Source organism: Pseudomonas sp. Irchel s3f10, from assembly GCF_900187515.1.
GTDB lineage: Bacteria > Pseudomonadota > Gammaproteobacteria > Pseudomonadales > Pseudomonadaceae > Aquipseudomonas > Aquipseudomonas tensinigenes.
Genome location: NZ_FYDZ01000029.1, coordinates 1 through 14,150 on the forward strand (window position 1 = coordinate 1; position 14,150 = coordinate 14,150).

The window sequence follows — 14,150 nt, forward strand, 5'->3', positions numbered from 1 at the left end:
CATTATTACAATCGGATCAGGCTGCACAGTCACAACGGATATCGGACTCCGGTAGCAATGGAAGCCTTGGCAGCATGAGAAATGACCTAAACCCTATAACCGTGTCCAGTATCGTTTGACCAGATCAAACGTCGGACCGCCCCCAAGGGGGCGAGGGGGAAAGGGAGCCGATCTCTGTGCTTTTCAAGGCCTGAGTTCGGCTCGGTATTTCAGGTCGGCGTACTTCGCATCAACAACCCGGTCAGTCCCCTCTCCCTCCGGGAGAGGGCTAGGGTGAGGGGCTTTTAGTTGCTGATCGCCAAAATACTCGCCTGATACGACCCGACAAACACGTCAAAATCCCCCACCTCGTTCTGCTCCAGCTCAGCCTGTGCAGCCAGCGACGTACGCGCCAACTCCTCAAACTTCACCTGCTCATCCGCCGCCAACGGCTCGCTGCGGAAGAACTCCGCATGCGCCTGGCTCTGACGCAACGAGAACTGCGCAAAGCTTTCCTTGTGCTCAGCCATCGCCGCCAACACCTGCGCGGATGGCGTCAGGGACGGATCGCTGACCTTGGCCAGTTGCGCATCCAGCGCCTTGCTGTGCGCATCGCTGCCATGGCTCTGATCCAGCAACGCCGCCAATGGAGCAATTTGTTCCAGCAGTTCGGCCGCCCAGGTCTTCATCTCCACCGACTCACCGTCACGCTGCAATTGCAGACCCGGACGACGACCTTCCTTGACCACGCTGAGGAAGTTCGACGTCGCGTTGCCGCACGAGGTATTGGTCAGCAAGGGACTGTCGTTAAGTGCGCAATACAGCAGGAACGCGTCGAGGAAGCGCGACTCGGTGAGGTCGATGCCCATCGGCAAAAACGGGTTGATATCCAGGCAACGCACTTCGACGTACTGAATGCCACGGGCGACCAACGCCTGAATCGGCCGCTCGCCGGTGTAGGTCACGCGTTTTGGGCGGATGTTGGAGTAGTACTCGTTTTCGATCTGCAGGATGTTGGTGTTCAGCTGCACCCACTCGCCATCCTTGTGCGTGCCGACTTCAACGTACGGTGCGTAAGGCGTGGCCACGGCTTTGCGCAGGCTGTCGGTGTAGCTCGTCAGATCGTTGTAGCACGGCGTCAGGCCGGCCTGGGCGTTGCTCTGGTAACCGAGGTCGCTCATGCGCAGGCTGGTGGCGTACGGCAGATACAGGGTGTCCGGATCAAGCTGTTCCAACTGATGCGAACGACCCCGCAGGAAACCGGCATCCAGCGCTGGCGATGCCCCGAACAGGTACATCAGCAGCCAGCTGTAGCGACGGAAGTTACGGATCAGTGCGATGTAGGAAAACGACTGAAAATCGCGGTCAGTGCCGACAAACCCTTCGGTTTCGCGCAGCAGCGGCCAGAGCTTTTCCGGCAGGGAGAAGTTGTAGTGAATCCCGGCGATGCACTGCATGGTCTTGCCGTACCGCAGGGCCAGACCCTTGCGATAGACATACTTGAGCTGACCGATGTTGGAGGTGCCGTAATAGGCGATCGGGATGTCTTCCTCGGCCGGCAACGGGCACGGCATCGATGGACTCCACAGGTACTCGTTGCCGAGTTTGCTGTAGGCAAAGCGGTGAATCCTGTCCAGGCTCGCCAGCGTATCCGCCGGATCAGGCAGGGCGGGCGTGATGAATTCCAGCAGCGACTCGGAGTAGTCGGTGGTGATCTGTTCGTTGGTCAGCGCGGAACCCAAGGCTTCGGGGTGCGGCGTTTGCGCCAGGCGACCTTCGCTGGTCACGCGCAGGCATTCACGTTCGATACCGTGCAGGCACTGCTCGAGCAGAGAGAGGTTAGCGCGCTCGCCGAGCAGAGCCAGGCGGCGGTTGAGAAGTTCGCTCAATTTGGATTCCTTCACGCGTCAGTCGCCCCAATATGGGGGTGGGCAGGACGGTCTACAAGGGTGAAGTTGAAACTGGCGTTTTCGCCTGGTTTTGTAGCGGCAGGCCATTTGCCGGTCAGTCAGGAACTGCACAATCCCTGTGGGAGCGAGCCTGCTCGCGAAGGCGGTGTGTCAGCCAACATCTTCATTGCTGATACACCCTCTTCGCGAGCAGGCTCGCTCCCACAGGATTCGTTGCGCCGAAATTAACTCAAATTGATGGCGTCTAGCTACAGGACAGCGAACGTGCCTTGTGCTTTTGCGACCAGTTTGTCGCCCTGCATCACGTCGGCTTCGACCACTAAAGTGCGGCGGCCCGGGTGGATGACCCGTGCCGTGCACATGACCTCGCCGTCGGAAACGGCGCGGATGTAGTTAATCTTGCACTCGATGGTCGCGCTCTGTTGATCGAAGCCGTGGGTGCTGGAACAGGCCAGCCCCATGGCGATATCGACCAGACTGAACAGCGCGCCACCGTGCAATTTGCCGCCGCGATTGCGCAGTTCCGGTTCCAGCACCAGGGCGACTTGCGCCACCCCGGTTTCCAGGCTGTGCAGGCGGCAGCCCAACAGCTTGAAAAACGCGCTCTCGACGAGCCCGGCCGGAATTTTCATCAGCGTTTCTTCAACTGCTTGGCGTTGGCGAACAGCGAGGCCATCGCGTTGTTCACTGGCGCTGCGGTCGCGGTTTCCTTGCGTGGCGCGTTGTTCGAAGGCTGGCGCTGGGCCGAGCCCGGACGCGAACCACGGGCACCGTCGATTTTCTCGCCCGGGGTGTCGCCCATGCGCATCGACAGGCCAACGCGTTTGCGCGGGATGTCGACTTCCATGACTTTCACCTTGACCACGTCACCGGCCTTCACCGCTTCGCGCGGATCCTTGATGAATTTCTCCGACAATGCCGAGATGTGCACCAGACCATCCTGATGCACACCGATGTCGACGAAGGCACCGAACGCGGTCACGTTGGTGACCACGCCTTCGAGGATCATCCCCAGTTGCAGGTCTTTCAGATCTTCGACGCCTTCCTGGAACTCGGCAGTCTTGAACTCCGGACGCGGGTCGCGGCCCGGTTTTTCCAGTTCCTGGATGATGTCGGTCACGGTTGGCAGACCGAAGGTCTCGTCGGTGAATTTCTTCGGATCCAGACGCTTGAGGAAGCTTGCATCACCGATCAGCGAGCGGATATCACGGTCGGTTTCAGCGGCAATGCGTTGCACCAGCGGATAGGCTTCCGGGTGCACCGCCGAGGAATCCAGCGGATTGTCGCCGTTCATCACGCGCAAGAAACCGGCGGCCTGTTCGAAGGTTTTTTCGCCCAGACGTGCGACTTTCTTCAGCGCTGCACGGGTTTTGAATGCGCCGTGCTCGTCGCGGTGCGCAACGATGTTTTGCGCCAGCGTCGCGTTGAGGCCGGAGATACGGGCCAGCAGCGCCACCGAAGCGGTGTTCACATCAACGCCGACTGCGTTCACGCAGTCCTCGACTACAGCATCCAAGCCGCGCGCCAGTTTCAGCTGCGAAACGTCGTGCTGGTACTGGCCGACACCGATGGACTTCGGATCGATTTTCACCAGTTCAGCCAGTGGATCTTGCAGGCGACGGGCGATGGACACCGCGCCACGGATCGACACGTCGAGATCCGGGAATTCCTTGGCCGCCAGTTCCGATGCCGAGTACACCGATGCACCGGCCTCGGAAACCATGACCTTGGTCATTTTCATCGCTGGGTATTTTTTGATCAGTTCGATCGCCAGTTTGTCGGTTTCGCGGCTGGCGGTGCCGTTGCCGATGGCGATCAGGTCAACCGAGTGCTTGGCGCACAGGGCGGCCAGAATGGCGATGGTCTGATCCCACTTGTTGTGCGGCACGTGCGGGTAAACCGTGGCGTGATCGAGCAGTTTGCCAGTCGAGTCGACCACGGCAACCTTGCAACCGGTACGCAGGCCCGGGTCGAGGCCCAGGGTTGCGCGCGGGCCAGCCGGCGCGGCCAGCAGCAGGTCGTGCAGGTTGTGGGCGAACACGTTGATCGCTTCGGTTTCGGCGCCGTCACGCAGCTCGCCGAGCAGGTCGGTCTCCAGGTGCGTGTAGAGCTTGACCTTCCACGTCCAGCGCACTACTTCGCCGAGCCATTTGTCGGCCGGGCGGTTCTGGTTCTGGATGTTGAATTGCTGGCCGATCATGCCTTCGCACGGGTGCATGGTGCCCGGCAGCTCGTCGCCGACTTTCAGCGCGGAGCTGAGGATGCCTTCGTTGCGGCCACGGAAAATCGCCAGCGCGCGGTGCGACGGCATGCTTTTCAGCGGTTCGTCGTGTTCGAAGTAATCGCGGAACTTGGCGCCTTCCTCTTCCTTGCCAGCGATGACGCGGGCACTGAGGGTCGCTTCCTGTTTCAGGTAGTTACGCAGTTTTTCCAGCAGGCTGGCGTCTTCGGCGAAGCGCTCCATGAGGATGTACTTGGCGCCTTCCAGCGCGGCTTTCACATCGGCCACGCCTTTTTCGGCGTCGACGAAGCGTGCGGCTTCGGTTTCCGGGGTCAGGTTCGGGTCGTTGAACAGGCCGTCGGCCAGGTCGCCGAGGCCGGCTTCCAGGGCGATCTGGCCCTTGGTGCGGCGCTTCTGCTTGTACGGCAGGTACAAGTCTTCGAGGCGGGTCTTGGTGTCGGCGAGTTTGATGTCGCGCTCGAGGGCAGGGGTGAGTTTGCCTTGCTCTTCGATGCTGGCGAGGATGCTGATGCGCCGTTCGTCGAGTTCTCGCAGGTAGCGCAGACGCTCTTCCAGATGACGCAACTGGGTGTCATCGAGGCTGCCGGTAACTTCTTTCCGGTAACGGGCGATGAAGGGAACGGTAGAGCCTTCATCGAGTAGCGCGACGGCCGCTTCGACCTGTTGTGGGCGTACGCCGAGTTCCTCGGCAATGCGGCTGTTGATGCTGTCCATAAAACCACCTGACATATTGTGAAATCAGGCTCTCAGGCACGGAAATAAAGGCCCGGAGTCTGGTTGAGCGGCTAGAAAATTGCCGCTGCCTGGGTCAAAAGGCAGGCCATTGACCCGTGAAATCGAACAATTACTGCGCTAGGCAGGAAAAAAAGCCTGCCACCTGCGGTAACGATTCAGACGTTGCCTGGCACAAAACGCCGCGCATTATAACCAGCGTTCTGTCATTCGGGGGCGTCGCAGTCTGTAGGCATAAACCCCGGTTTTCTGGCAGTGAAGGAAAAATCTGCTAACAATGCACACGGTGCGTATAACGGCAGCTACGCCATAATGCGCGCCGAGCTAAAAGGAGCATCCAATGAGCAGCACTGCACAAACTGCTGAAGGCGAAAAAATTCTCATCGTTGACGACGATCCGGGGCTGAGCAGCCTGCTGGAACGTTTTTTCGTCAGCAAGGGCTACCGCGCCCGTACCGTACCGAACACCGAGCAGATGGATCGTCTGCTGTCGCGTGAAGTTTTCAATCTGGTCGTCCTCGACCTGATGCTGCCCGGCGAAGACGGTCTGACCGCGTGCCGGCGTCTGCGGGCCGCGAACAACCAGATCCCGATTATCATGCTCACCGCCAAGGGCGATGAGATGAGCCGTATCAAGGGTCTGGAACTGGGCGCCGACGATTATCTGGCCAAGCCGTTCAACCCGGACGAGCTGATGGCGCGGGTCAAAGCTGTACTGCGTCGTCAGGCCGCACCGGTACCCGGCGCGCCGGGCAGCGAAGACGAAAATGTCACCTTCGGTGATTACGTGTTGTCGCTGGCCACCCGCGAACTGAAACGCGGCGACGAAGTGCACATGCTCACCACCGGTGAGTTTGCGGTACTCAAGGCCCTGGTGATGAACGCGCGTCAGCCGCTGACCCGCGACAAACTGATGAACCTGGCCCGTGGCCGCGAGTGGGATGCCCTCGAGCGTTCCATCGACGTGCAGATTTCCCGTCTGCGCCGCATGATCGAGCCTGATGCATCGAAGCCGCGCTATATCCAGACTGTCTGGGGTGTGGGCTACGTGTTCGTACCGGATGGCGCCGCCACCAAGTGATCGGCGATTTGTAGGAGCGGGTCTGCAGGTTTTGGTCGAACGGCCATGCCCGCAGACTCGCAATCCGCAATATGCGAGCATTGCTCGCTCCTGCAAGTGTGTAGCGGTTATAGATGAAAACCCCCGTCTGGTTCCCCCAAAGCTTTTTCTCCCGCACCCTTTGGCTGGTGCTCATCGTCGTGCTGTTTTCCAAGGCGCTGACCCTGGTTTATCTGTTGATGAACGAGGACGTGCTGGTGGATCGCCAATACAGCCACGGCGTCGCCCTGACGCTGCGTGCCTATTGGGCTGCCGACGAAGAAAACCGCGCGAAGATCGCGGATGCCGCCACCCTGATCCGGGTCGTGGGCGCCGGTGTGCCGGAAGGTGAGCAGCATTGGCCGTACAGCGAAATCTATCAGCGACAAATGCAGGCGGAGCTGGGCGCCGACACTGAAGTGCGTTTGCGCATGCACTCGCCGCCGGCGTTGTGGGTGCGCGCACCGAGCCTCGGTGACGGCTGGCTGAAGGTGCCGCTGTATCCGCATCCTTTGCGCGGCCAGAAAATCTGGAACGTGCTCGGCTGGTTCCTCGCCATCGGCTTGCTGTCGACGGCGTCGGCGTGGATTTTCGTCAGCCAGCTCAACCAACCCTTGAAGCGTCTGGTCTATGCCGCGCGGCAACTCGGTCAGGGTCGCAGCGTACGTCTGCCGATCAGCGATACGCCGAGCGAGATGACCGAGGTGTATCGCGCTTTTAACCAGATGGCCGAAGACGTCGAGCAGGCCGGACGCGAGCGTGAGTTGATGCTGGCCGGCGTGTCCCATGACTTGCGCACACCGTTGACGCGGTTGCGCCTGTCGCTGGAATTGATGGGCGACCGCAATGACCTGACCGACGACATGGTCCGGGACATCGAAGACATGGATGCGATTCTCGACCAGTTCCTCGCGTTTATTCGCGATGGTCGCGACGAATCGGTGGAAGAGGTGGATCTGACTGATCTGGTGCGCGAGGTCGCGGCGCCCTACAACCAGAACGAAGAGAAGGTGCGTTTGCGTCTGGAGCCGATTCAGCCGTTTCCGCTGCGTCGGGTATCGATGAAACGCTTGCTGAACAACCTGATCGGCAACGCCTTGAACCATGCTGGCGGTCACGTTGAAGTCGCGGCTTATGTGTCCGGTGACGTCAGTGCGCCGTATGTGGTGCTGAGCGTGATGGACCGAGGGGCGGGGATCGATCCTTCGGAGCTGGAGGCGATCTTCAACCCGTTTACCCGTGGCGATCGTGCCCGGGGCGGGAAGGGTACTGGCTTGGGTTTGGCGATTGTGAAGCGGATTGCTTCGATGCATGGCGGCAATGTTGAATTGCGCAATCGGTCCGGGGGTGGACTGGAGGCGCGGGTGCGGCTGCCGTTGGGATTGATGCTGCCGCGGGATGCTGTGTAGATCAAAAGCCCCTCACCCCAGCCCTCTCCCGGAGGGAGAGGGGGCCGACCGAGGTGTTTTGCGTCATACATCGACCTGAAAGACTGAGTCGATTATGGATCCGGTACAGCAAGATCAGGTCGGCGTAGTTCTCCAATATCCCCCAATCAGTCCCCTCTCCCCCTGGGAGAGGGTTAGGGTGAGGGGCTCTTGCTCTTCGCTTTAGCCCTTGCCTTTTGTCCGAGTCATATTCGGCCCGCCATTCTTCTCAAGATGCTCAATGATGATCCCCGCCACATTCTTCCCCGTGGTGGTCTCGATCCCTTCCAGCCCCGGTGACGAATTCACTTCCATCACCAGCGGCCCGTGATTGGAGCGCAGGATATCCACGCCCGCCACCGCCAGGCCCATGACCTTGGCCGCGCGCAACGCGGTCATGCGCTCTTCCGGGGTGATCTTGATCAGGCTGGCGCTGCCGCCGCGATGCAGGTTGGAGCGGAACTCACCCGGTTTGGCCTGACGCTTCATTGCCGCGATGACTTTGTCACCGACCACGAAGCAACGAATATCCGCACCGCCCGCTTCCTTGATGTATTCCTGAACCATGATGTTCTGCTTCAGGCCCATGAACGCCTCGATCACCGACTCTGCGGCCGTGGCGGTTTCGCACAGCACCACGCCGATACCTTGCGTGCCTTCCAGCACTTTGATCACCAGCGGCGCGCCGTTGACCATGTCGATCAGGTCAGGAATGTCATCCGGTGAGTGAGCAAACCCGGTCACCGGCAAACCGATGCCACGACGCGACAGCAATTGCAGCGAGCGCAACTTGTCCCGCGAACGGGCGATGGCCACCGATTCGTTGAGCGGGAATACCCCCATCATTTCGAACTGGCGCAACACCGCGCAACCATAAAACGTCACCGACGCACCGATCCGTGGAATCACCGCGTCAAAGCCTTCCAGCGGTTTGCCGCGATAGTGGATCTGCGGCTTGTGGCTGGCGATGTTCATGTAGGCGCGCAAGGTGTCGATCACTACCATTTCATGCCCGCGCTCGGTTCCGGCTTCGACCAGACGGCGGGTGGAATACAGACGCGGGTTCCGCGACAGCACAGCGATCTTCATGCAACACCTGTGGAGGAGGTAGATACCGGGAACACCGGCTTGTCTTGTACATACTTGATGCCCGGATTGACGACCAGTTGGCCATCGATCAGGGCTTTGGAACCGAGCAACAGGCGATAGCGCATGGATTTGCGGCAGGCGAGGGTGAACTCGATCGGCCAGACCCGATCACCCAAAGCCAGAGTGGTGCTGATCACATAGCGCTCCTGGGCATGGCCGTTGGAGCTTTTGATGGTTTTGCGCGTCACCAGTGGCGCTTCGCAGCGGCGGTGACGCAACTGCACCACCGTGCCCAGGTGCGCGGTGAAACGCACCCATTTCTCGCCGTCGCGTTCGAACGGTTCGATGTCGGTGGCATGCAGGCTGGAGGTGCTGGCGCCGGTGTCGATTTTCGCTCGCAGGCCTGCGACTCCCAGATCAGGGAGCGCCACCCACTCGCGCAGACCGACAACGGTCAAATGATCAAATGTCTTCAATAGAAAAAACCAACGATTAACGTGTCCAGGCCTCAGGTGAAACCTGGGCCAACGCTTTGAATGCAGGTTTGGCGAACCAGTAGCCCTGCATCAGAAATATTCCACAGTCCGCCAGGAAATCCCGTTCACCGGCGCTCTCGATGCCTTCGGCAATGACTGTAACGTCCAACTCCGCACAGATTGTGACAATCCCCCGGACGATTGCCTGACGAACACGGTCTTGATCGACATCGCGGATCAGCGCCATGTCGAGTTTGATCAGGTCCGGTTGGAAATCAGCCAGCAGATTGAGCCCCGAATAACCGGCACCGAAATCGTCGATGGCAGTCTTGAAGCCGAATTCGCGGTATTCACGCAGAATATTGGTCAAATGGCGATAGTTATCTACGTGCTCGCTTTCCAGGGTTTCGAAAATCAGCCGGTCGATAGGGAAACGGTGTTTTTTTGCCGCCTCCAGGGTACTGCGAATGCATAACTCTGGACGATAGACCGCGTTGGGCATGAAGTTGATCGACAAGTGTGTCTGCATATTAAGATCGGCCGCACCTTCGATGGCGCGGGTCCGGCAGAGCTGGTCGAAACGGTAGCGGTTATCTTCTGTAACCTGATCCAACACAGTGAGTGCGCCTTCACCCTTCACACCGCGAACCAGCGCTTCATGGGCGAAAACCGACTGGTCGCGCAGATCGACGATGGGTTGGTAGGCGAAGGAAAAATCGAAGCCCAGCGGTTCGCTTTGCTGACACCCTTGGCAACCGGCCTTGGGTGAGGTTAATGAAGACGGAAATTTAGTCACTCGATCACTCCATGCCGATGTACCGGCCAAGATCACAGTCTATCTGGAGGGCCGAGTTCTTGCGCCCGACAGAAACGGTAGTACAGTTCCGACTACTGGCCGAACGAGGAATTCAAATGGCACAAAAAAGCGAAGAGGACGACAAGGTCCGTCTCGACAAGTGGCTGTGGGCTGCGCGTTTTTATAAGACCCGCGCCTTGGCCAAAGCGGCGATCGAGAGCGGCAAGGTGCATTGTCGCGGAGAACGCTGCAAGCCTGGCAAAGAGCCACGCATTGGCGATGAGCTCGAGATTCGTACCGGGTTTGAAGTGCGTACGGTGAAGGTTGAAGCGTTGTCGATTGTGCGACGTGGCGCGCCGGAGGCGCAGACGCTGTATGCAGAGACCGAGGCGAGTATTGCCAAGCGTGAAGCAGCCGCGGCGATGCGCAAGGCGGGTGCGTTGAGCGTGAGCACTGACGGCAAGCCGAGCAAGAAACAGCGGCGGGATCTGTTCAAATTTCGGGGTAGCAGTAACGACGAATAATCACGTTGTTGGTGCTGGCCTCTTCGCGAGCAAGCTCGCTCCCACAGGAGATTGCATTCCAATGTGGGAGCGAGCCTGCTCGCGAATCGCGGGCGCAGCCCTCGCCGAAGACAGCTCGGTATCAGGCGCTACGCACCACACTCATCCGCGACACCAGCGGCAACTTGCCTACCAGCGAAAAGATCGGCGCCGTCACCTTCAGCCAGAAGTTCGAGGCGTGATACGCAAACGGCGTGTAGTAACCCCAACCCAACGCCCACACCGCCAGCAGCAGACCGCCGATGTAATCGTCCTGACCCCAATGCGCACCGGCCACCAGGCGCGGCAGCATGAACAGCAGCGCCAGACCCCAGATCGTCAGAAACTGGCCGACCGTACGACTGAACACGCCCATAAATAGCGCCCAGATCAACAGCACTGAAGCATGATCACCCGGAAAACTCTGGCCGGAGCGATCCTTCAGCTCCCAGGTTCTCTCCAGGTGCGGGAAGTAATCGCTGATATGCACCGCGCCTTCGAGCACCATCGACGGGCTGCTGTGTTGCCAGTCCATATGGTCGGCGAACTTGGAAAACAGCGCGCGGATCACCACCATCAACAACAGGATCGAGAAAAAACCGAAGAATGCGCGACGCACGTCAATGGCCTTGAACACCCAGTCACCCTTGATCAGCAGCGTCAGCAGGATCAGTCCGACAACGATGTCGAATGGGCGCAGACTTGCAATTGCCCAGATGTGGAGCCATATCGGGTTGCTGGCCAGCGGTGCATTGAGCGAGCGGAACAGCCACTCGTCGAAAATCACACACAGCGAGTTGCCCGTAGGCCATAACCAGAAAGCCAGTAGCGCCAACGGCACTACGTTGCACAGAACCAGCCGGCCGAGGTTCCACCTAGATTGGAACAAACCCGGATTGTTCATAAAATGCCTCCCATGGCAGAGCAGTCGGCACCAAAAAGAGTGCCAAGAAGCGCAAATTTTCACGTCTTGTAACCATTTTGTCACCACATTCAGATACCCAAAATTATGACCGACCTAGCGGATACCGATTTCACCCAACGTTTCATCTTCGATGACAGCGACACGCGCGGCGAACTGGTTGCGCTTGAACGCAGCTACGCCGAGGTTCTCGCCAAGCACCCGTACCCGGAGCCAGTGGCGCAACTGCTGGGCGAATTGATGGCGGCCGCCTCGTTGCTGGTGGGCACGCTGAAGTTCGATGGCTTGCTGATTCTACAGGCGCGTTCCGAAGGCCCGATCCCGCTGCTGATGATCGAATGTTCCAGCGAGCGCGATATCCGTGGCCTGGCGCGTTACAACGCCGAGCAGATCGCGCCGGACGCGACCCTTGCCGACCTGATGCCGGGCGGTGACCTGACCCTGACCGTCGACCCGACTGTCGGTCAGCGCTACCAGGGCATTGTCGATCTCGACGGCGAAACCCTGTCGGAATGCTTCACCAACTATTTCGTCATGTCGCAACAGGTCGGCACGCGCTTCAAGCTGTTCGCCGATGGCCGTCGTGCCCGCGGGATGCTGCTGCAACAACTGCCGGCCGATCGCCTGAAAGACGAAGAAGAGCGCGCCGCCAGCTGGCAGCACCTCACCGCACTGGCTAGCACACTGACCGCCGATGAGTTATTGAGCCTGGACAACGAAACCGTGCTGCATCGCCTCTACCATGAAGAGCAAGTGCGCCTGTTCGATGTGCAGAACCTGCGTTTCCGTTGCACCTGCTCGCGCGAGCGTTCGGGCAACGCGCTGGTCAGTCTGGGTCTTGAGGATGCGCAGGCACTGGTGGCCGAACAAGGTGGAAAAGTCGAGATCGATTGCCAGTTCTGCAACGAGCGTTATGAGTTCGACGCCGCCGATATTGCTCAATTGTTCGCTGGCGCAGGCGTCGACACGCCGTCAGATACCCGGCACTAAAACGGTTCAGCGCAGGTAAATTCACTGCGTAACGACGGAATTTCGCCGTTACGACGGGAGGACCCTACTCTTTTTGGGCTTTTCTGGCATAATCCGGCCCACTTTTTTCGCGGTAGTAGTGCACGACTTTCTACTACAAAACGTTTGGAGCACACTCGGCCACTGGCCGACGGGGAACCTCATGACGCAAGCCAATAACGCCGTGTACACCGATCTGAGTGTTGATGATCTGGTAAAAGAAGCCCTGAACCGCGGTGAGGGCGAGCTTGCCGATACCGGCGCTCTGGTTGTTCGCACTGGTCACCGCACCGGTCGTTCGCCTGTTGACCGTTTCATCGTTGAAGAGCCTTCCACCCAGGCCGCTATTGCCTGGGGCCCGATCAACCGCAAGTTCCCGGCCGACAAGTTCGACGCGCTGTGGGCTCGCGTAGAAGCATTCAACAACGCGCAAGAGCACTTTGTGTCCCACGTGCATGTAGGCGCGGCGGAAGATCACTACCTGGCCGTGAAAATGACCACCCAGACTGCCTGGCAGAATCTGTTCGGTCGTTGCCTGTTCATCAACCCGGCCCAGTACAACCCGGCCGGTCGTGAAGAGTGGCAAGTGCTCAACGTGGCCAACTTCGAGTGCGTGCCTGAGCGTGACGGCACCAACTCCGACGGTTGCGTGATCCTCAACTTCGCACAGAAGAAAGTGTTGATCGCCGGCATGCGTTACGCCGGTGAGATGAAGAAAGCCATGTTCTCCGTGCAGAACTTCCTGCTGCCGGCCGCTGACGTGCTGCCAATGCACTGCGCTGCCAACATCGGCGAAGAAGGCGACGTGACCCTGTTCTTCGGTCTGTCGGGCACCGGTAAAACCACCCTGTCGGCCGACGAAAGCCGTTACCTGATCGGTGACGACGAACACGGCTGGGGCGAAGGTGTGGTGTTCAACATCGAAGGCGGTTGCTATGCCAAGTGCATCGACCTCTCCGAGAAGAACGAGCCGGTTATCTGGAAAGCCATCAAGCACGGCGCTGTGCTGGAAAACGTCGTTATCGACGACGCCAAGCACGCCGACTACGCCGATGTCAGCCTGACCCAGAACAGCCGTGCCGCGTACCCGCTGGAGCACGTTGCCAAGCGTTCCGAGCACAACCTCGGTGGCGAGCCAAACGCGGTGATCTTCCTGACCTGCGACCTGACCGGCGTACTGCCGCCAGTGTCGATCCTCAACGAAGAACAAGCGGCCTACCACTTCCTGTCCGGCTACACCGCTTTGGTGGGCTCGACTGAAATGGGTTCCGGCAGCGGCATCAAGTCGACCTTCTCCACCTGCTTCGGCGCACCGTTCTTCCCGCGCCCGGCTGGCGAATACGCCGAGCTGCTGATCAAGCGCATCCGCGGCTTCGGCTCCAAGGTCTACCTGGTCAACACCGGCTGGACCGGCGGCGGCTACGGCGTCGGCAAACGCTTCAACATCCCGACCACCCGCGCGGTGATCGCAGCGATCCAGAGCGGCGCGCTGATCGGTGCTGACACCGAACACCTCGACACCATCAACCTCGACGTGCCACTGGCCGTACCGGGCGTTGAAACCAACCTGCTCAACCCGCGCAACACCTGGGCTGACAAGGCTGCGTACGACGAGGCTGCGAAAGCACTGGCCGGTCTGTTCATCGAGAACTTCAAGAAGTTCGAAGTGAGCGACGCGATCAAGGCTGCAGGGCCGAAGTTGTAAGATTGGTTTGTTGTGAATGAAAAAGCCGCCCTTCGGGGCTAATGCCGATCAGTTAAGCCTTCTCGCTTGACCTTTGGCCGCAAGAAATCAAAATCTGATGCCTGTACTGGCATCGGATTTTTTTATGCGTCTCGCTCGGGCACTGGAACTGACCCACAACATCGCCTCTACCCCCAACGCCATCGAGGGATTGGATGCTTTGCTCGATCCTTCTTTGGTCGAA

12 protein-coding genes are annotated in these 14,150 nt (G+C 59.4%); 5 read left to right on the forward strand and 7 right to left on the reverse strand.

The window, feature by feature from the left end; translation table 11 throughout:
• Nucleotides 1-284 precede the first annotated feature (284 nt).
• From gshA to CKW17_RS29275, 3 genes are all read right to left on the reverse strand, one after another.
• Nucleotides 285-1,868 carry a glutamate--cysteine ligase gene (gene gshA, locus CKW17_RS29265; protein ID WP_095123414.1) on the reverse strand — a complete coding sequence of 528 codons (1,584 nt, stop codon included), beginning with the start codon at nt 1,866-1,868 and terminating at the stop codon, nt 285-287.
• Between the two features lie 269 nt (nt 1,869-2,137).
• Nucleotides 2,138-2,521: a PaaI family thioesterase gene (locus tag CKW17_RS29270; RefSeq protein WP_095123416.1), complete on the reverse strand. Its 384-nt coding sequence runs from the start codon at nt 2,519-2,521 to the stop codon at nt 2,138-2,140.
• Nucleotides 2,521-4,845 (reverse strand): Tex family protein, encoded by a 2,325-nt coding sequence (locus tag CKW17_RS29275; RefSeq protein WP_095123418.1) that lies wholly within the window; start codon nt 4,843-4,845, stop codon nt 2,521-2,523. Before CKW17_RS29275 ends, CKW17_RS29270 begins: the two co-directional genes overlap by 1 nt.
• Before the next feature lie 358 nt (nt 4,846-5,203).
• On the opposite strand from CKW17_RS29275, the gene ompR reads away from it, so the two are divergent.
• Both ompR and CKW17_RS29285 read left to right on the forward strand, forming a co-directional pair.
• Entirely contained in the window at nt 5,204-5,944 is a 741-nt protein-coding gene (gene ompR / locus CKW17_RS29280) for a two-component system response regulator OmpR (protein WP_095123420.1), read from the forward strand.
• 113 nt (nt 5,945-6,057) lie between these two features.
• The gene (locus CKW17_RS29285; RefSeq protein ID WP_007917930.1) at nt 6,058-7,371 is read left to right on the forward strand and encodes an ATP-binding protein; all 1,314 of its coding nucleotides are present in this window, start codon (nt 6,058-6,060) and stop codon (nt 7,369-7,371) included.
• Between the two features lie 201 nt (nt 7,372-7,572).
• Here the strand turns inward: CKW17_RS29285 and rimK are convergent, their stop codons facing one another.
• Genes rimK through CKW17_RS29300 form a run of 3 tightly spaced genes read right to left on the reverse strand, consistent with a single transcriptional unit; the run spans nt 7,573 to nt 9,750 of the window.
• A complete protein-coding gene (rimK, locus tag CKW17_RS29290; RefSeq protein ID WP_007949201.1) occupies nt 7,573-8,478 on the reverse strand; it encodes a 30S ribosomal protein S6--L-glutamate ligase in 906 nt (301 codons plus the stop codon).
• Nucleotides 8,475-8,936, reverse strand: a complete 462-nt coding sequence (locus CKW17_RS29295; protein ID WP_172604528.1) for an ATP-dependent zinc protease — start codon at nt 8,934-8,936, stop codon at nt 8,475-8,477. The genes rimK and CKW17_RS29295 overlap by 4 nt, the downstream gene beginning before the upstream one ends.
• A 34-nt stretch (nt 8,937-8,970) precedes the next feature.
• Nucleotides 8,971-9,750 carry an EAL domain-containing protein gene (locus CKW17_RS29300; protein WP_095123422.1) on the reverse strand — a complete coding sequence of 260 codons (780 nt, stop codon included), beginning with the start codon at nt 9,748-9,750 and terminating at the stop codon, nt 8,971-8,973.
• A 116-nt stretch (nt 9,751-9,866) separates the two neighbouring features.
• On the opposite strand from CKW17_RS29300, the gene CKW17_RS29305 reads away from it, so the two are divergent.
• Nucleotides 9,867-10,274 (forward strand): RNA-binding S4 domain-containing protein, encoded by a 408-nt coding sequence (locus CKW17_RS29305; protein WP_095123423.1) that lies wholly within the window; start codon nt 9,867-9,869, stop codon nt 10,272-10,274.
• Nucleotides 10,275-10,395: 121 nt separating this feature from the next.
• Here CKW17_RS29305 and CKW17_RS29310 read toward each other — a convergent pair whose 3' ends face one another.
• Nucleotides 10,396-11,196 carry a phosphatase PAP2 family protein gene (locus CKW17_RS29310; protein WP_095123425.1) on the reverse strand — a complete coding sequence of 267 codons (801 nt, stop codon included), beginning with the start codon at nt 11,194-11,196 and terminating at the stop codon, nt 10,396-10,398.
• Nucleotides 11,197-11,301: 105 nt separating this feature from the next.
• Here CKW17_RS29310 and hslO point away from each other — a divergent pair, with 105 nt between their 5' ends.
• Nucleotides 11,302-12,204: an Hsp33 family molecular chaperone HslO gene (gene hslO / locus CKW17_RS29315; RefSeq protein ID WP_095123427.1), complete on the forward strand. Its 903-nt coding sequence runs from the start codon at nt 11,302-11,304 to the stop codon at nt 12,202-12,204.
• A 181-nt stretch (nt 12,205-12,385) separates the two neighbouring features.
• Nucleotides 12,386-13,927, forward strand: a complete 1,542-nt coding sequence (locus tag CKW17_RS29320; protein WP_095123429.1) for a phosphoenolpyruvate carboxykinase — start codon at nt 12,386-12,388, stop codon at nt 13,925-13,927.
• Nucleotides 13,928-14,150: the final 223 nt, after the last annotated feature.